The following is a 19,379-nucleotide window of genomic DNA, read 5'->3' on the forward strand; positions in this document are numbered from 1 at the left end:
CTCCTTTATTAGAATAAGTGTTTTGTTACCATTTTCACAATTTCATTGTACACCTTTTACTTTGAAAGAACAAGTGTTTCATCAAAAAAGAAGAATATTTCCTCTTCTTCATCATTCAATGCTATAGGGAATAAGGGCTTTCCGTTCTGTTTCGGTCAATCTTCGCCAGTCACCGAGAGCCAAATCGTCTGGTAGCATTAGTTCTCCCATACGAACCCGTTGCAGGTCAGTTACTTCCTTACCACAAGCAGCTACCATACGTTTGACCTGATGGAATTTCCCTTCGCGAATCGTGATGCGAACACGACAAGTACTTGCCTCCTCGTCCACCTCTAAGAGATCTAATTGAGCCGGTTGACAGGTATGGTCTTTAAGAACAATCCCTGTCGCAAAGGATTTCATATCTGCTTCTGTCATGATACCTGCTACTTCAGCAATATATTCTTTATCGACATGTCGTTTAGGAGACAAGAGCGCATGAGCCAACTCCCCATTATTGGTCAGCAGTAAGAGTCCATGTGTATCCTTGTCCAAACGTCCAACTGGAAAGACCTGTTTTTGTCGCGCTGTCTCATCCAGCAAATCTAGAACCGTCCGATGTTGGGCATCTTCAGTGGCCGAAATAACTCCTTTAGGCTTATTCAGCAGATAATAGACAAAGGTCTCATGGTTCAACTCTTGCCCTTGATAGATGACCTGATCTATTTTCTCATTCACCTGTAGCTTTGGAGAAGTTTCTACTTTGCCATTGACCATAATTTCTTTTTTCTTGAGGAGTAGTTTGACCTCAGTCCGACTGCCAATTCCACAGTCCACCAAAAATTTATCCAATCTCATCCTTTACCACCTTCTTCATTTTAATAAAGGGATACTGACCTCCATTTGTTTCTTGGATGTATCGCCCAATCTCCTTAAATCCACATTGCTCATAAAGATGCTGGGCACGCTCATTAAAGGCTGCTACTGATAGTTCGATTATCTTCTCTTCGTAGTTGTTCCGCAGATAATCTTCTATCGTTTGATAAAAAGCTCTGCCATTTCCCTGCCCAGTATAAGACGGCTTCATCCCTAGTCCCAACTCCAAACTCGTCCCGGTAGGAAATACACAGAAATAGCCCATCAGTGCACCATTGCGAATCACTGCAAAAAAGTGATCCCCTCGCGCCTCTTCCGAAACCAATTCTGCGTAATCTTCAGGATCAGCTGTCGCATCATAAAAATCATAAGGCGCAGGGTACTTCCACTCAGTCGCAATTTCCAGAGCCAAATCTTGACTTAGAGGCATCACATAAAAATAATCCATGTTCCGAAAGCTCTTAATCAGATTACGAATTCGTCGATTTTGGGTCGCAACTTGATCTGCTTGGTACACATAGTCTACATAACCTAGTTGGTAAGCCATTATCATATTTTTAAAAATAAGTTGTACGTCTGTTGGGAAGCGAAGAATGAGTTCATTCAAGCGATGATTCTCTAACATTTACAGGAAGTCTCCTTTGTATTTTCTCTATTATACCAAAAAGAGGACCCATATTCAGACGAAATGTGTTGTCCTACCTTTGACCATCTTAGAACATCATTACTACTTCCCCATACTATTACAAAATATAATCATTTTATAAGAAAGACTTATAGCAAAGCCGAGTTGTCACCATCTGTCCTTCAAATTGTTGATTTAACAAGGTTTGCAACAGTCTTCTTTAAAAGAAATAGACTGTTTGGATAATAGAGTACAGCTTGAAAAAGAAGCGCTTTCATGCTATGATGAGAAAGAAAATAATGAAACTGGAGGCACTTATGTCTATTACATCCTTACTTGGTATCCAATATCCTATTTTTCAAGGGGCCATGGCACAAATTGCCCACTATCAACTAGCTGCTGCAGTTTCTGAGGCAGGTGGCCTAGGCATTATTGCCTCTGGAGGCATGACTGGAGAAGAGCTTCGGACTGAAATCCGTGAATTGCGAAAACTGACTGATAAACCATTCGGTGTCAACATCATGCTCATGATGAAAAATGTTGAAGAAATTGTCAATGTCATCATTGAAGAAAAAGTGCCTGTTGTAACAACTGGCGCTGGAACACCAAAATTCATCATGCCTTATCTCAAAGAAGCAGGTATCAAAGTTATTCCTGTGATTGCCAGTGTCAAGCACGCTGTTAAGATGGAAGAACTTGGAGCAGATGCAGTCATCGCTGAAGGAACCGAAGCTGGAGGACATATTGGCGAAATGACTACAATGGCACTACTACCTCAGGTGACTCGTGCAGTGGATATCCCTGTTATTGGAGCAGGAGGAATTGCAGATGGTCGCGGGATTGCTGCCGCCTTTGCTCTCGGCGCGCAAGGAGTGCAAATGGGAACTCTCTTCCTTGCGACTACTGAATGCCCCATTTCAGATGCTTATAAACAAGCAATCGTCGAGGCCATTGATACTGCAACCGCTGTAACAGGAAGAATTGCTGGTGCTCCAGTACGTTGCATTCGAAACGAAATGACAGACCATTATATCGAATTAGAACGCAAAGGGGCTAGTCGAGACGAATTGGAAGAAATCACACTGGGTTCTCTTTCAAAAGCAGTGTATGATGGCGACATTGTCAATGGATCTATGATGAGTGGTCAAATAGCCGGTCTTGTTTCAGAAATAAAACCTTGTAAAGAAGTCATTGAGCAATTGATAACAGATGCTAAAAATGTTCTCTCTCACTTGTCTATTTAAGCAAATTAAACATTCCCTCGTCCATCTGAACGGGGGAATGTTACGTTATTGTACATAGAAGGAGATGCCTTCATATTTCCAACCGCGCCCAACAAGTACGTTTTTCTCATTGGCATCTGCGGTATAAAGATGAACTCTCAATCCTGCATGATGATATAGACGATAAATCGGACGTTTTCCAGAAGAGTACCAGGCAATTCCTTCATAGCGCCAGCCATTTTTTGAAAGAACATTTTTTTCGTTTACATTTGTCGTATACAGATGTTCACGTAGCCCAGAATGATACAGGCGGTAAACCGCTTGCCCATTTGTAACTGCTTTAAATTTTTCACCTTCAAATTTCCAGCCACGTTGGCCTAAGGTCTTAGCTTCTGATAAATTCTTCGTGTAGAGGTGACGTTGGATTCCTCCATGATAAACACGATAGACCGTTTCAGATTTGACTGTTGGTTGGGTTGTTTTCGTCGTCTTTTTAGTAGTGGCTTTAGTCGTTGGTTTGGTCGTCTTTTGCGGAGCCGCATTGACCGCTTTCTTAGCGACGACTGGCTGGATTGCCTTTGGCTGTTCTTTGAGATAAATATAGCCTAAAAACTTGCGTGCAATTCCAGGAACTTGTGATTTCTTATAATTTTTATACAACACACCATTGTATTTGCCCCATTTACCTCCCAAATAACCACCTTGGGAAATAGTAACCGTATCCCCTTTGACCTCTTCGACCAAGGCAAGATGGCCATAATTATAGGTTCCATCAATTTTATAAGGAGTTTGTTCCCACACAGCCAGAGCATATTTAGCAGGTTCTTTCCCCAATTTGTATCCTACTTTTGGCATATAATCCCAATAGGCTGAGGCACCATACAGCTTATATTTGTTCATTCCCGCATATGGTAGGTTATAGTTGAACAAAGACTTTGTGCGGTCTCTCACCCACTGAACACAACCAGCATAGGTATAATCCACCGTGCTTTCAAGACTAACCTGTTTCTCTTCTGACACTTTGGGTACTTGCGTCGTAATCGGCTCTTGTCTTGTATCTTCTTGGATTGTAGTCGACTGCACGGTACTTGTTGTAGCTTCTGTAGTCGAAGGCGTAATAGCTGTTGTATTGGGCAAAGTAGTCCCTGTGCTCGTTGTAGATAAGTTGGACGTAGTCGTTTCAGTATTTGCCAGCGTCAAAGTGGTAGACTGTAACAGGCTAATACCAATCACCAACGTTAGAACAATTGATTTTAACAACATTTTCTTCTGTTTCATATATATCCCTTTTCAGTTAATGCCGTTACATTATACCTCCTCTATATTACAAACAGAAGTCATTTTGATTAAATTTCGTTCAAATCAAACACTGGATTTCTGATGTTTTTAAACCTTTAGCTCTTGGCTATTTGCTATCTTGTTTTCAGACACTTTCTAGCGAACAATGCCTGTATTTAGTGCTTGTTTCTTGTCGTAAATTGTTTTCCAATTAAATAAAAACTAATAATAAAACAGCAAACTGCATAAATTCCAAAAGCCCCTGTCTGGGTCGGATTTAGTTTTTCCAAGATTGTCGGAAAAATGGAAGCCGTTGCTCCCCCAATATTACACCCCATCAAAACAATTGTCATCACTGCATTCATCAAATGCTTTGGTGCTTTTTCTGTCGCACTACTAAAAACAATCGTCAAAACGATACTATAAAAGAAACCACTAATCATAGCCCCTAAACCAAGCATCAGTAACTGTTGCGAGAGGGCTACAACAACCACTGAAAGACCAAACATCGTATATGCAAGAGGGAGGAGCCAATTTTTCAAACAACCAATTAGGAGGGCATATACCGTACCAGCTACAATTCCCATGAGCTGCATCGAACTAAGAATCCAACTAGCTTGTATCGCCGTGCCTAGTCCAGATTTGGTCACAATCACTGGAATTCGAATCGTCAAGAAGGTATTGACATTAATGACAAAAAAGGCTAAAAAGGCTAGGCCAAGTGCTACTTTCCACAATTCCAGATTCAATTTTTCTTTTTCTACTACATTTTGCACAACTGGTTCTTCTTGCATTGGAACAAAGGCTAAGAATAACATGAGAATGAGTAGAGCTAGCAAATAAATCAAAAAAGTTGCTTGCCAGCCAAAGCCAGTCAACCAGCCTGCCAAAAGCGTCAAACTAGCACTTCCAAGTACTTCTGCTGAACCACGCAAGCCCATCATTCGAACTCGTTCTTTTCCACTGAAATGAGTCCCAACTATATTGATTGCCCGGGCATTAATCATCCCAAGCCCAAGTCCCATCAGGATACGTGCTAGAAACATCAAGGGATAGGAAGCAACAACAGCTGGCAATACGCCTCCAATTGCCAGTAGCAACAAGCCACCAGCAATGATTTTTCGTTCAGATAAAAACCTGACAAAAAGAGGATTGAGTAGGAGCCCAGCCATAATCGCTAAAGAAGTTACTGTCACTAAAAATTCAACTTGAGAAGAACCAATTCCTTGCTCCGCAAAGGCATCAATCATTTGAGGAAGGGCAGGGGAAATTGCAAATGTAGAGACCAACATCAAGGACAGAGAGAGAATACTTATCTTTTCTAATATTTTTTTCATGCATCACCTATTAAAGCATACGCTTTATTTCCATTTTTTCACTTTCTCCAGTATAATAGATTTGAAAATCAATAAATAGGACATTTGTCACAAAATTGCCATGAAACACATCAAAAATACCCATCTTAGACAAACATTTATCGCGTCCCCTGTTATCCAAGATTTATTTCCTGAGAAATTTCAAGACCAGCTCCAACTAGTCACCTATCAAGCAGGTGAAAGCATCTGCCACCAAGGTGATCAACTTCAATACTTATCCGTCTTCTTGCAAGGCAAAATCAAAGTAATGCGTCGCCTCTTTAATGGTCGAGAGCTCATTTTTGGCATCTATGATACCCCAAATATTATCGGGGATATTGAGTTAATGATTAAGGAATCGGCCGTCTCATCTGTTGTTGCTCTAGAAGATTCCTGGGTCCTCCAGCTTCCTCTCACCAATACTGAGGAGCTCCTGAGCGATACAAGTTTTCTCTATAATATTGGCAAAAGTCTTGCCCATATTCTTTATACACAGGGAATCCAATCCGCTAGTAATGTTGGTTATTCTGTCAAAGAACGGCTTGCAACGCATATCTTATCCATTGAGCACGATGGTTACTTTCGTTTAGAATTAGGGACACTGGCCGATTCTTTTGGAACAAGCTACCGCCATCTTTTACGGGTTCTACGAGAATTATTATCGCTCGGCATTCTTTCGAAAGAGAAGAAACTGTATCATATTGAACAGCGCATCAAGCTAGAGCAGTGGGCCATTGAAACCTGATGCAAAACTTTTATTCTCTGCCATTTCATGTTATACTTTAGAAAGAAGATTAGAAGGAGAAAGAGTATATGTCCGTTATTGAACGTTTAACCAAAGCCAGTCACTTGATTGATATGGATGATATTATTCGTGAGGGAAATCCAACCCTACGCCAAGTTGCTGAGGAAGTGCCCCTTCCTCTCTCTGATCAAGATATTTTACTTGGTGAGAAAATGATGCAATTTTTAAAGCATTCTCAGGATCCAGTCATGGCTGAAAAAATGGGATTACGTGGTGGCGTTGGACTTGCAGCTCCTCAGTTGGATATCTCCCGTCGCATCATTGCGGTCCTCGTGCCAAATCCAGAAGATCCAGACGGCAATCCCCCTAAAGAGGCCTACGCCCTGCAAGAAGTGATGTACAATCCCAAAATTGTAGCTCACTCTGTGCAAGAAGCTGCTGTTGAGGGAGGAGAAGGTTGTCTCTCTGTAGACCGAGAAGTAGCAGGCTACGTTGTCCGCCACGCTCGTGTAACAGTTGACTATTTCGACAAATTTGGTGAAAAGCATCGCATCAAACTAAAAGGATTCAATGCCATTGTCGTCCAACATGAAATTGACCATATCAATGGTATCATGTTCTATGACCGGATTGACCCAGAGCACCCACTAGCTGTGAAAGATGGTATGTTAATTATTGAATAAAAAAAGAGTTCACCGAACTCCTTCATTTGCAGACAAATCCCTTGGAAATTCCAATTCCGCAGGGATTTTCTTTTTATCTGCTAAATCCTGCAGCAATCATTGCTTGTTTTTTAGGCCGAAGCAACCACAAGGCAACAGGGAGAAAAATAAATGCTAGTAGCGGAAGCGCGAGCCAAGCATTGTCAGGAATCGTTGGCGCTTCTAGGCCTTGGATCCCAATAGCAACAAAATCTTGCATAAAGTGTCCAAGCATCACCCAAAGTAAAGATTGGCTACGAACATAAATAGCACCATAGAATATCCCCATGAGCGTTGCCGCTGTTATCTGAAACAGGGTATAATCCAAGGGTTGATGCGTGATATTTTGTAGATGAGCTAGACCAAAGATGAAACTAGATCCAATAACAGCTAACCAGATATCACGCCCTCTTTGTTGGCTATCCTTCAACAATCCGCCTAGTAACAAACCACGACAGATATATTCTTCCATAATAGCTGCTTCAAGGCTCACAATAAGGGACAAGCCAATATTTTCTGGCCTAATGCTAAAGACACCCGTCACATTAAAGAACAAAATGTATACAAACAAGGGGGCTGCTGCCCCTAATTGTTTCCAAAAAGGAATATTTCTAGAATAAAACTCTGGAAAAATACGAAACAATCGTCTGTCTAAAAAGGCAAAAATTCCTACTAGTAACACCCCCTGCACCACGATAGCCGGCACAGTCGGTAATGGTAAATAATGACAACAATACAAAATCACTTGCAACAGTCCCCACATTAGTAGGGCTCGTAGCCACCTATGCTCTTGAAGTCTTTGCATCAATACTCCTTTCTAAAAACACTGAATATCCTATCGATACCCAGTGTTCATTTGTTCTATTAAATTGCCCAGTCACCATTGCGGAAGACTGGTACAACCGTGCCATCTTCATGGATTCCGTCGATATCCATTTGAGCGGAACCAATCATGAAGTCCACATGAACATCTGAACGGTTAAGTCCTGCTGCTTCCAACTCTTCTTGGGTCATTTCCGTACCACCTTCGATACTAAAGGCATAGGCTGCGCCGATGGCCAAATGGTTTGAGGCATTTTCATCAAAGAGGGTGGTAAAGAAAGTAATATTTGATTGTGAAATTGGGCTCTTGTCTGGTACAAGGGCAACTTCTCCAAGAGCTCGCGCCCCATCATTATCAAAGACTAATTTCTTTATGACTTCATCGCCTTTTTCAGCTGACACATCCACAATTTCACCATCTTTAAAGGTTACTTTGATACCTTCGATGATGTTGCCATTATAGCTGAGTGGTTTTGTAGACGTTACATAGCCATCCGCCACGCGGTAATCAGGCGCTGTGAAAACTTCTTCTGTCGGCATGTTCGCCACGAAATGCTCCCCTTGCGCATTGATAGAACCAGCTGATTCCCAACGGTGGTTTTTTGGTAGGCCAAGTGTCAAGTCGGTTCCTGGCGCTGTGTAATGCAACTTGGCAAATTGTGCTTTGTTCAAGATAGCAGCTTTTTCATCCAAGCGTTCTTCATGTTCAATCCATGCTTGAACGGGATCTTCTTCATAGACACGACAAGTTTTGAAGATTTGGTCCCAAAGAAGGTCTACCGCCTCTTCTTCGCTCGCTGCATTTGGAAAGACTTTCTTCGCCCATTCTGGACTAGAAGCCGCACCTAAGGCCCAACTAATTTTATTGGCTTGGCTAGCATTGCGAAGCGGTTTAAGAGCAATGTTGGCTGCACGAGTCGCACGAGATAATTTCTCTGCATCTACACCATCTAAAGCACCTGGATCATCTGATAAGATCACCAAACGGCTTGCTTTTTTCTCCAAGACGTAGTTCATTTCTTCAACTTTGTGAGCTGGAATAGCTTCCAAGCGCTCTACAGGAACATTCAAATAGCGCTCTCGCAAAATCACATCGTCATCCCACTGCATGATGACCTCTTCAGCACCAAGAGCATAGGCTTCTTTGACCAATAGACGGGCAAATTCAGCTTGATCAACAGCGATACGAAGATGAACCGTGTGTCCTGGTTGAACATTGATACCACGCTTCACCAAGAGATGAGCATATTTTGCAAGGTTTTCTTTAAAATTTGGTAAAACCATGAGTGTCTCCTTTAAATAAAATACCTTACTATTCTATCATACATAAAAGTAAAAAGATACTATTGGAAATAAACTCGCCCCAACCGCCACATCATCCGTAGATTACGCCAAAAACGCCCTATACTAAAGGATGTCAAACCTAATAAAAAGAGAGCAAGCAGTAACATCCATCCAACCTCTTTATCTCGCCACACAATAGCAAGGACTACTCCGGCACAAAGGCCTACTATCAAACTCACTATCAGGATTACTAGGCAACTCAACCACCCTCCCCAAAAATAGAAATGTCGATAGGGAGCTGAGGGACCAACCTTTTTTTCTGTGACAACATCACCAAATTCAAAGACCAACATACCGAATAGTTCAAAGAAAAATTCAATCATTTATCAGCCTCCTTTTGCTCAAAAAAATCTTGTAGATGATGACGATAAGGTGCTGCTTTTTCCAACCAAGCTTCTCTTGCTGGAAATCCCTTGGCTACCATCTGATTAAAAAAGAAAATAACTGCGTTTCCTACAATCAATTCAATCAGAGTGAAAATCAGGGCGTCAAACAAGGGGTCATTCAAATAGACAGGAATCACAAACGGTAGAAGAATCACTATCCCTACCAACCAAAACCATTTATGAAAGAGTTTGTCTCGTCGCAAATCTTTTTCCAACTTTTGATAAAAACTCTCTGATGTTTTACCTTTGGCTAAGTGTTTTCGGAAACGTTTGGCGTAGGTCTGATGCAATTCAGATTCAACATATAATTGACCCCCCTGTTTTTTGAACGTTTTCGCCTCCTCTTTTACCAATCGTTTATCAGGATTGTACCAAGTTCCAAATTTTCGATAGTTTTGATAGACTTCCCATAGTTTGTAAGGTAAGACATAGGCGGCTGCGATAGCCATTGTCCAAAAACGAGAGCCCTTTACTACAAAATGCCCACTCAGATGAAAAATACCAATAAAGAACAAGATGCTAACTGCTAGCATGAGCCCATAGAAAAGAACTGTTTTTATACCAGCTTTCCGAACTAAAAAATGGTAAGCTAGATGACCAATCGGGGTAAGAAGGAAACTAAGCAACAAACCGAGAAGATAAGGTGAAAGATTGATGGTTGCCCCTTCAACCTGACCAAACAAACTATCTCCCCCAAAGAAGAACAGCTCAACACCGAAAAACCAAAGAGCTAGATCGTACAGACGCTTGGGGATACTAGCGATGAAACGATGAAGCTTGCGTTGTTCAAAATAGGATTGGCAAAAGGTTTCAATATCGTCTCCTATAATCTCTTCAACAGGCTTATTTTCTGCCTGTGCGGTAAAAAGAACATCATAGAGATTGAGCATAGCATCATCGCTCTCTTCCTCTGGGATTTCCTGCACATTGGCATAAAGATACACACGGTCAAAGACGCCTTTATAGGGCTCTTTTAATTGCTCTGATAGGGTAAAGAAACTCATAAAACCTCCTATTTCTGTTCTAAAATCTGCTCTACACTGACTACTATGGTCTGAAAATCAGCTTGAAAGCTCTGCAATTTTTCACACCCTTCTGGTGTGATGGTGTAGTACTTTCGGATGGGACCCAGAGGAGATTTTGCTTTACGGCATTGAATCAATCCTTGCTTATCCAAGCGAGTCAGAACTGGATAGAGAGTTCCTTCACCAATTCCAGCTAGGCCTGTCTTTTCCAATTCAGACAATATCTCATAACCATAGGTTTCTCCACGTACGATAATCCCTAATACACATCCCTCTAAAATACCTTTTAGTAATTGCGTGTCAACAGCCATCTCCCCCTCCTTTCCACTACTTTGTAATACAAAGTAGATTTGACGTCTTTATCATACTCCATATACTTGGCATTGTCAAGTAGCAATCAAACTCATTTACAAAAAAAGATTGGGCATTCTCAATAGCGAGAATCGTCCAATCTTTTTCATTCTACCCTAAAATAAATCATCAAAAAGGCTGAGCTGGTTATCTTCTGGCATATTGCCCAAAATCCCCATGTCGTCCATCTTATCCACAAGGGTTGTAGAGAGTCCGCCACGCTTACGGAGTTCTGTCTTAGAAAGGAATTCACCCTCCTCACGTGCTGACACGACCTGTTTAGCAACGTTCTCACCAAGACCATCCATAGCTACAAATGGTGGAATAAGCGTATCTCCTTCAATCTTGAATTCAATCGCTTCTGAATTGTATAAATCTAACTTGCCAAACTTGAAGCCACGTTCCAACATTTCATTGACGATTTCAAGTGTCGTATAAAGGTCAATTTCGACATTTGAAGCCTCATTATTCTTGCGCTTGTCTGCGATTTCTTTCATCTTGGCTTTCACCTTATCCAGGCCACCTGACATGGTTGCCAAATCAAAGGCTTTCGCACGAATAGAGAAGTAGGCAGCATAGTAGTAAAGCGGGTGATGGACTTTGAAATAGGCCACGCGCAAGGCCATCATAACATAGGCCGCCGCATGGGCTTTCGGGAACATGTACTTGATTTTTCCACAGGACTCAATGTACCAGTCTGGTACGTTATTCTCCTTCATTGCCTGGATATAACCATTTCGCTCTTCTTCGGAAATCTTGAGCCACATGCCCTTCCGCACGCGCTCCATGATATTGAAGGCCATCTTCGGCTGCAAGCCTGCGTGCATCAAATACACCATGATATCATCCCGACAGCCGATAACAGTAGACAAATCTGCAATACCAGCCTTGATCAAATCTTGCGCATTTCCCAGCCATACATCGGTACCATGAGACAGACCTGACAGCTGTAAAAGCTCCGCAAAGGTAGTTGGATGCGTCTCTTCTACCATGCCTCGAACGAAGTTGGTTCCGAACTCAGGAATTCCCAGCATCCCTGTCGGCGTGCCAATCTGCTCCGGCGTAACACCCAGAATATCCGTTCCTGTAAAGAGTGCCATCACACCCTCATCATCAAAAGGAATGGTGTTAGGATCAATTCCTGATAGCTGTTGCAATTTCCGAACCATGGTCGGATCATCGTGTCCAAGGACGTCGAGCTTCAAGACATTTTCATCAATATCGTGGAAGTTAAAGTGAGTCGTTTGCCACTCAGCTGTCACATCATCAGCTGGATACTGGAAAGGCGTGAAATCATACACATCCATATAGTCTGGAATAACAACAATCCCCCCTGGGTGCTGACCTGTCGTCCGTTTCACACCAGCCGCTCCCGCCGCAAGACGTTCTACTTCAACATCGCGATAGAATTTCCCGTAGTCCCGTTCATAGCCCCGCACAAAACCATAAGCTGTCTTGGCCGCAACGGTACCAACGGTCCCTGCACGAAAGGCATAATCTTCGCCAAAAATGTCCCGTACATCTAAATGGGCATACGGTTGGTCATCCCCTGAAAAGTTCAAATCAATATCGGGTACCTTGTCCCCATCAAATCCAAGGAAGGTCTCAAAGGGGATATCCTGTCCATCTTTTGATAGCTTATGTCCACACTCTGGACAGTCCTTATCTGGCATATCAAAGCCCGAACCATACGTTCCATCTGTAATAAATTCTGAATATTGGCAGGACGGGCAAACATAATGCGGTGGCATCGGATTCACCTCAGTGATCCCAATCATGGTCGCCACAAAGCTAGACCCAACTGACCCCCTGGAACCAACCAAATAGCCACGTGCATTGGAACGATGTACCAACATCTGCGAAGCGAGATAAATCACAGCAAAACCGTTTCCGAGAATAGAGGTCAATTCTTTTTCAATCCGTCGGTCAATGATGTCAGGCAGAGGATTTCCATAAATTTCAAAGGCCTTTTGATAGGTCAGTTCCGCAACTGTCTCTTCGGCTTTTTCAATATAAGGGGTATAGAGGTCCTTTTTGACCACCTCGACGTCCTCAAAACGCTCCAACATGGCATTGGTACTGGTGATGACAATCTCTCTTGCCACTGCTTCTCCTAGAAAGGCAAATTCATCCAGCATTTCATTAGTTGTCCGGAAATGTGCCTTAGGCAATGGTGCAGGCTGAGCGGACTCCCCATGTCCAATTGGGCGGTTCATCATTGCCCCTTGCCCTAGCGCACGTACGATAATTTCACGGTAAATTTCTTCCTCAGGATCAATATAATGAACATTTCCTGTTGCGAGAACTGGCAAATTCGCCCTATGTCCCACTTCAATCAAATTCTTGATGAGAGTATGGATTTCCTCCATATTTTTAAACTGCTCACGCGCTATTAGTGGTTCATAGAGGGCTGGTGGCATCACTTCAATGAAGTCATAATAGCCAGCTGTCTTCACCGCATCGTCTATTCCTTTAGATACTAATACATCAAAAACTTCACCCTCTTGACAGGCAGTCCCCAGAAGCAAGCCTTCACGGTGAGCATCCAAGACTGTCCGTGGAATCCGAGGCACTCCTTCAAAATATTTGGTATTGGATAAGGATACCAGTTTAAAAATATTTTTAAGTCCCACCTGATTGGTCACATAGATAGTCGCATGTTTCACACGCGCCTTTTTATAAGAATCCTCTGATATTAGTTTTGTATTTAAATCTTGAAGTTTGGTCAGTCCATGCTTTTCCTCCGCTTCTCTGAGGAAAATAAAGAGTAGACGGCCTGTTGCTTCCGCATCGTAATTCGCCATGTGGTGATGATCCAAGGCCACTCCAAATCGCTTGGTCAAAGGTCCCAAACCATGACGCTTATACTCTGGATAAAGATTTCGAGCAAATTCTAAGGTATCAATGACCGGCTGGCTAATCTGAGCCAAGCCATGCCGCTCATAGTTGGCATTCATAAAGCCCACGTCGAAGCTAGCATTGTGAGCCACAAGAACTGTATCTTCACAAAAGGCCTGAAATTCCTGCAGCACTTGTGCTAACGGTTTGGCATTGCGGACGTGTTCGTCCGTAATCCCCGTCAAGTCCGTCGTAAACTGACTGAGCGGATGACCTGGGTTGATGAATTCATCAAATTCAGCAATAATATTGCCCTTGTACATCTTCGAAGCCGCAATCTGAATCAAATCATTGTAGACCGCTGAAAGTCCTGTCGTTTCTACGTCAAATACGACATAGGTTGCTTCCTTCAAATCCACATCCGCTTCATTATAGGTAATAGGCACACTGTCTTCTACAATGTTCGCTTCCATCCCAAAAATTGCTTTAATGCCAGCTTTTTTCGCAGCATGATATCCGTGTGGGAAAGACTGAACATTCCCATGGTCGGTAATAGCAATGGCTTTGTGCCCCCATTTAGCAGCACGAGCAATGAGGTCTTCCACTGGTGGCAAGGCATCCATGGTGGACATATTGGTATGGGCATGAAATTCAACACGTTTTTCATTTTCAGGCATCAAATCCTTACGAATCTCATGCTTGACTTCCTGCACTTCCTGCACATTCATAGTCAGGTCACGGGTGAAATTGTTCATCTCCACATTTCCCCGTACACGAAGCCAATTCCCTTTTTTCACCATATCAAATTTCTGAGCCTCTTCTTCATTTTTAGCCCATTTTTGCAAAGTAAACGAAGAAGAATAGTCAGTCATTTTAAAATTGATAATCACACGACCGGTCCGCGTCGTCTTCTGCTCCGCTTCAAACACCAATCCTTCAAATACCAGCTGGTTTTCTTCCGTTTCGACATCTGCCATTCGTGTAATCTCTGCCTTATCCAGATTTGCCCGTGTTTGTCGTGGTTTTTTAAATTCTTGGAAAGAAGGTTGAGGCGCTGCTTCAGGAGGAGGAGCCATTTGTGCCAACTGTTCGAGTGCTGTCAAGGTTTCCTCGTGTGCTTGTTGGTAAATCTCTTCATTTTGTGCATGGAATTGTGCCTCTATATTCTCTGTCATTTCAGTAGAAATAGATAAGTCAACTTGCAACTGTCCAAATCCAAACCGAGAAAATTGTTCTGCTAAATTTGGCAGATGATTTTTTCGAAAATGAGGTGTATCAATCGTCGCCGGTCCTTTAATAAAGAGAATCCCTTCTCTATAATCGACTTCTAAGGACTGATAAAGAGATTTGAAGCCTGCACTTTGGCAGAGTTCTTCTTCAAAAGCCGCCTGGTAATAGGCTTGTAAAATAGAAGTTTCTAAACATGGATGATCTGCCATCAAGCTAAATTTCACCTGATAACCCAATTTAGCAAATTCATTTGATAAATGGGCTTTTAGGACTTGGTAATGGGCCAGTTCAAGCGTCGTCTCAAAACGGAAGACAAATTCCCAAAGCTTGCTGACTTTGTGGATGACAACATCTTCAATCGCTCCATGAGAAAAAGCACTTGACTGTCGTAGTTCAAGTGGCATTCCTATCTGTTCTAATAGCAACTGAAATTTATCGATCATAGCATTTCCCCTGTCTCTCATTACACTTATTTTACCATAAAATGTGTGACATTTCGAGACAGAGGTAGGTCACCATTCTCATAAAAAAGAAACCTGCAATTGCAAGTTTCTTTCAGTTCGTTAACCTTGGACTAAGATCTTCAAGGTTTCTAGTAATTGATCAACGTGGACCTCAATCGTATCCCCAGTTCCCTTGATTTTTACTTCAACAACACCTTCAGCCGCTTTCTTCCCAACTGTTACTCGAATTGGTAAACCAATCAAGTCACTATCTGAGAATTTGACACCAGCGCGCTCATTGCGGTCATCTGTCAATACTTCATATCCGTGACTCATCAACTGCTCTTCTACTTGTGCAATCAGAGCCATGGCAGCTTCATCTTTCACATTTACTGGAATGAGGTGGACATCAAATGGTGCCAATTCTTTCGGAAAGTTGATCCCCCATGCAAAGCGGAAGTCTCCTTTTGGTGTCTTATTGACAAAGAGACGCGCGTGTTGTTCAAGCACAGCCGATAACAGTCGGCTGACACCAATACCGTAACAACCCATAATGATTGGAACAGCACGGCCGTTTTCATCCAATACAGTTGCATTCATGCTATCTGAATAGCGAGTACCTAATTTAAAGATATGACCAATTTCAATACCTCGGGCAAATTGAAGCACACCCTTACCGTCTGGAGAGACTTCTCCTTCTTTGACTTCGCGAATATCCACATATTCGGTCACTTGGAAATCACGTCCACTATTAGCACCTGTGTAGTGGAATCCATCTTCATTAGCGCCTACAATAGCGTTTTTAACATCCTGTACCTTGCGGTCAGCAATGATTTTCACATTTTCTGGAAGACCAACTGGTCCAAGAGAACCAAAGTGAGCTCCAAAAGTTGCCACGACTTCTGCTTCGTCTGCTACATCAAAGAAATCCGCACCTAAATGGTTCTTCAATTTGACATCATTGACTTGGTCATTGCCGACTAGAAGAGCTACTATCAACTCACCATCAGCCTTGAAAACCATGGTTTTAATCGTATTTTCTTCTGAAACATTTAAGAAAGCCGCCACTTCGTCAATGGACTTACAATCAGGCGTTGCGACTTTCACAAGTTCTTCTTCAGACACCACCTTGTTGCTAGGCTTGTATTCGTTCGTTGCCATCTCAAGATTGGCAGCGTAGTCAGACTCACTTGAATATGCAATCGTATCCTCACCAGATACCATCCAAGTAGCCAATTCTGTTTTGATTTGTTCCATCACATCCGCTGGGATTTCATCAAAGGAAGCCACCGATTTGTCCAAGACAACCCAACGTTCAAGGTCTGTACGGTCAGGCGTAATAGCCATAAATTCTTGGCTATCTTTCCCGCCCATAGCACCGCCATCTCCGATAATGGCTTTAAAATCTAATCCTGCACGAGTGAAAATCGCTTCATAAGCCCGTTTGTAATCATCGTATGTCTCATCCAAACTATCATAGTTGGCGTGGAAAGAATAGCCATCTTTCATGATAAATTCACGTCCACGCAAGAGACCATTTCTTGGACGTTTTTCATCACGGTATTTCGGTTGAATTTGATAAATATTAAGTGGCAATTGCTTGTAAGACTGAACAGCATCACGCGCGAGCAAGGTCACTGTTTCTTCATGGGTTGGACCCAAGATAAAATCAGAACCTTCACGGTTCTTCAACTTGTACAAGTCTTCACCGTAAGTATCATATCGACCTGATTCACGCCAGATATCCGCTGACAGAAGGGCTGGCGCCAAAAATTCAACCGCCCCAATCTTTTCAAACTCTTCTCGCATGATAGTTTTTGTCTTTTCAATCACACGATTTGCCAGTGGCAAATAACTGTAAATTCCTGCCGAAACTTGACGGACATAGCCTGCCCGAACCATAAGGGCATGGCTGATTACTTGAGCATCCGATGGCATCTCACGAAGCGTCGGAATCATCATTTTTGACTGTTTCATATTATTCTAGACGAGTTCGCTTCCAGAAAAGACGGGAAAACCCAACCTTCCAATCAACGATTACTCGTCTTATTTCCTTTCCTATTCTAGTTTCTGTCTTCGTTTAGAAGAAGACACGCATAATATCATTCCAAGTGACTGCAATCATCAAGACAAACATGATGGCAACGCCCACTAATGTAATATACGATTCTGTTTCTTGTTTCAATGGTTTCCGACGAATCAATTCAATCAGATTCATCAAAATCTTTCCACCATCCAAGGCCGGAATTGGAATCAGATTAAAAATCCCAAGGTTAATGGACAGCATCGCTAATAGATTGAGCACGGAAGTAAAGCCATGTTCTGCCGCCTGTGAGCTGACATTGTAGATGGCAACAGGCCCCCCCAATTGATGAATATCAAAACGGGCAATAATATTTTTCAAAGCTGTCACAATTAAGAGCGCTGTTGAGGCCGTCTCTTTAAAACCACCAACGACCTTATCCACAAACCCAGTCTTTAGATACGGAGACACACCTAGACGATACGCACCGTCCACCTTCTGCGTGACAACTGTCACTTCTTTTACCGTGCCTGCCTGCTCTACCTCAAGCGCTAATTCTGGTGCTTTTTTAGCCCCGTCGCTTGCTTTTGCAATAGCAACCACGATGTCATCATAATCTTCCACCACTACACCATTGATGGTTTGCAAACGGGCTCCCGTTTCTACACCAGCAGCCTGTAAAGCACCGCCATCTACCACCGTTACTTGATTGGTCTGGGTATCAGGGACACCTCCCTGTAAGAAAAAGAGGAGGATAAAAGCCAACAAGCCAAGAATGAAATTATTCATCGGACCTGCAAAGTTAGTGATGAGCCTTCCCCAGATAGACGCATTTTGGTATTGTACATCTAGTGGAGCAATCCGCACTTCTGTCCCATCTTCTTCCACAATGGTCGCGTCGTGGTCCACCTTGAACGTTTTTTCTTCCTCTAACACAAGACCGGTTATTTCCAGCTTACTTTCAAAATCAAAAGAAGTCACATTCATGGGGAGGCTCGTATTGTCCAACATTTTATTCGACAGATTGATTCGAGTCACAATCCCTTCATCATTAATGGTCAACGAGACAGGCGTGCCGGTTTTAATCTCGGTCGTGTCTTCACCCCAACCAGCCATCCGAACATAGCCACCCAAGGGCAGTATACGGATGGTGTAGGCCGTCCCATCTTTTCCAGTATGTGCAAAGATTTTCGGACCCATTCCAATGGCAAACTCTCGGACAAGAATGCCCGATTTTTTCGCAAAATAGAAATGTCCAAATTCATGGACAACCACTATCACACCAAATATAAAGATAAAGGCAATAATTCCCTGCATAGATTCTCCTTAAAATAATCCAAAGAAGTGCATCAACGGAAAGACAAAAATCAAACTGTCAAAACGATCTAAAATACCGCCGTGTCCTGGAATTAACTTTCCAGAATCTTTGACACCAAAATGGCGCTTGATGGCACTTTCAACCAAGTCTCCAAATTGAGCAAAAATTGAAAAGAGGGCTACTAATCCCATCATTTCAAGGAAGGAATACTGACCTGCCAATTGCTTGTCAAACAACAAGAAGATGGCAGCAACAACCACTGCTGAAAGAATGCCACCCAGACTACCTTCAAGCGTTTTATTCGGAGAAACCCTTGGCATCAACTTACGACGTCCAATTTGACGACCAATCATATACGCTCCAATATCCGTTGCCCAGACGATAAAAAGCGCAAAGAGAACGGTGTTAATACCATCCATTCGAGCACTGACTAGCTGATGAAAACCAAATCCGACATATAAACTCGAAGCAATCGGATACACCACATCAGAATACGAATATTGACCAATTTGAAAAACGACAGATGAGAGCAGCAAGAGCACTACAATTGCATAGGCTGTATAATTCCCATCCGTTGGCAGAAAAGAAAGGTAGTTCTCCAAAGGCAGAGTCAATACGAGAGCTGCCAGCATGGCCAAGACGCCTTCGATGGAACTCGGCGACAATCGATTCATCTTCAACAGTTCTGCTGTCCCAATCATAGCTAATAAACCGATTAACAACTGAAATGGGACCCCTCCCATCACAAGTAAGGGGATAAAAATAACGAGGGCTAAGGCTCCGAAAACAACCCGCTTTTGTAAATCTTTATTCATCA

General features: G+C 42.6%; 16 protein-coding genes. 3 read left to right on the forward strand and 13 right to left on the reverse strand.

Features of this window, described 5'->3' with window-relative positions; translation table 11 throughout:
* Positions 1-111: 111 nt before the first annotated feature.
* Together A3I9_RS0110070 and A3I9_RS0110075 are read right to left on the reverse strand one after the other, a co-directional pair.
* Positions 112-837 (reverse strand): pseudouridine synthase, encoded by a 726-nt coding sequence (locus A3I9_RS0110070; protein WP_018378906.1) that lies wholly within the window; start codon positions 835-837, stop codon positions 112-114.
* The gene (locus A3I9_RS0110075; protein ID WP_018378907.1) at positions 824-1,480 is read right to left on the reverse strand and encodes a GNAT family N-acetyltransferase; all 657 of its coding nucleotides are present in this window, start codon (positions 1,478-1,480) and stop codon (positions 824-826) included. The genes A3I9_RS0110070 and A3I9_RS0110075 overlap by 14 nt, the downstream gene beginning before the upstream one ends.
* 317 nt (positions 1,481-1,797) lie before the next feature.
* Here A3I9_RS0110075 and A3I9_RS0110080 point away from each other — a divergent pair, with 317 nt between their 5' ends.
* Entirely contained in the window at positions 1,798-2,724 is a 927-nt protein-coding gene (locus tag A3I9_RS0110080) for a nitronate monooxygenase (RefSeq protein ID WP_018378908.1), read from the forward strand.
* A 45-nt stretch (positions 2,725-2,769) separates the two neighbouring features.
* Here A3I9_RS0110080 and A3I9_RS13075 read toward each other — a convergent pair whose 3' ends face one another.
* Positions 2,770-3,981 (reverse strand): CHAP domain-containing protein, encoded by a 1,212-nt coding sequence (locus A3I9_RS13075; RefSeq protein WP_018378909.1) that lies wholly within the window; start codon positions 3,979-3,981, stop codon positions 2,770-2,772.
* Between the two features lie 176 nt (positions 3,982-4,157).
* Positions 4,158-5,318 carry an MFS transporter gene (locus A3I9_RS0110090; RefSeq protein ID WP_018378910.1) on the reverse strand — a complete coding sequence of 387 codons (1,161 nt, stop codon included), beginning with the start codon at positions 5,316-5,318 and terminating at the stop codon, positions 4,158-4,160.
* A gap of 100 nt (positions 5,319-5,418) precedes the next feature.
* On the opposite strand from A3I9_RS0110090, the gene A3I9_RS0110095 reads away from it, so the two are divergent.
* Both A3I9_RS0110095 and def read left to right on the forward strand, forming a co-directional pair.
* Entirely contained in the window at positions 5,419-6,081 is a 663-nt protein-coding gene (locus A3I9_RS0110095) for a cyclic nucleotide-binding domain-containing protein (RefSeq protein WP_018378911.1), read from the forward strand.
* A gap of 68 nt (positions 6,082-6,149) precedes the next feature.
* Positions 6,150-6,764: a peptide deformylase gene (gene def, locus A3I9_RS0110100; protein WP_018378912.1), complete on the forward strand. Its 615-nt coding sequence runs from the start codon at positions 6,150-6,152 to the stop codon at positions 6,762-6,764.
* A gap of 73 nt (positions 6,765-6,837) precedes the next feature.
* Here def and A3I9_RS13080 read toward each other — a convergent pair whose 3' ends face one another.
* The 9 genes from A3I9_RS13080 to A3I9_RS0110145 form a co-directional block, all read right to left on the reverse strand.
* Positions 6,838-7,587: a CPBP family intramembrane glutamic endopeptidase gene (locus tag A3I9_RS13080; protein WP_083903980.1), complete on the reverse strand. Its 750-nt coding sequence runs from the start codon at positions 7,585-7,587 to the stop codon at positions 6,838-6,840.
* Between the two features lie 59 nt (positions 7,588-7,646).
* On the reverse strand, positions 7,647-8,888 hold the full coding sequence (locus tag A3I9_RS0110110; RefSeq protein ID WP_018378914.1) for an aminopeptidase: 1,242 nt from the start codon (positions 8,886-8,888) through the stop codon (positions 7,647-7,649).
* A gap of 59 nt (positions 8,889-8,947) precedes the next feature.
* Positions 8,948-9,271: a hypothetical protein gene (locus A3I9_RS0110115; RefSeq protein ID WP_018378915.1), complete on the reverse strand. Its 324-nt coding sequence runs from the start codon at positions 9,269-9,271 to the stop codon at positions 8,948-8,950.
* Positions 9,268-10,338 carry a hypothetical protein gene (locus A3I9_RS0110120; protein ID WP_018378916.1) on the reverse strand — a complete coding sequence of 357 codons (1,071 nt, stop codon included), beginning with the start codon at positions 10,336-10,338 and terminating at the stop codon, positions 9,268-9,270. The genes A3I9_RS0110115 and A3I9_RS0110120 overlap by 4 nt, the downstream gene beginning before the upstream one ends.
* Before the next feature lie 8 nt (positions 10,339-10,346).
* Complete coding sequence (locus A3I9_RS0110125; protein WP_018378917.1) at positions 10,347-10,670, reverse strand: PadR family transcriptional regulator; 324 nt, start codon at positions 10,668-10,670, stop codon at positions 10,347-10,349.
* A gap of 156 nt (positions 10,671-10,826) precedes the next feature.
* Positions 10,827-15,221 (reverse strand): PolC-type DNA polymerase III, encoded by a 4,395-nt coding sequence (locus A3I9_RS0110130; protein WP_018378918.1) that lies wholly within the window; start codon positions 15,219-15,221, stop codon positions 10,827-10,829.
* Positions 15,222-15,341: 120 nt separating this feature from the next.
* Positions 15,342-17,198, reverse strand: coding sequence for a proline--tRNA ligase (locus tag A3I9_RS0110135; protein ID WP_018378919.1), 1,857 nt, complete (start codon positions 17,196-17,198; stop codon positions 15,342-15,344).
* Positions 17,199-17,301: 103 nt separating this feature from the next.
* Complete coding sequence (gene rseP, locus A3I9_RS0110140) at positions 17,302-18,561, reverse strand: RIP metalloprotease RseP (protein WP_018378920.1); 1,260 nt, start codon at positions 18,559-18,561, stop codon at positions 17,302-17,304.
* Positions 18,562-18,570: 9 nt separating this feature from the next.
* On the reverse strand, positions 18,571-19,377 hold the full coding sequence (locus A3I9_RS0110145) for a phosphatidate cytidylyltransferase (protein ID WP_018378921.1): 807 nt from the start codon (positions 19,375-19,377) through the stop codon (positions 18,571-18,573).
* Between the last annotated feature and the right edge of the window lie 2 nt (positions 19,378-19,379).

It is taken from the genome of Streptococcus ovis DSM 16829 (genome assembly GCF_000380125.1).
Lineage (GTDB): Bacteria > Bacillota > Bacilli > Lactobacillales > Streptococcaceae > Streptococcus > Streptococcus ovis.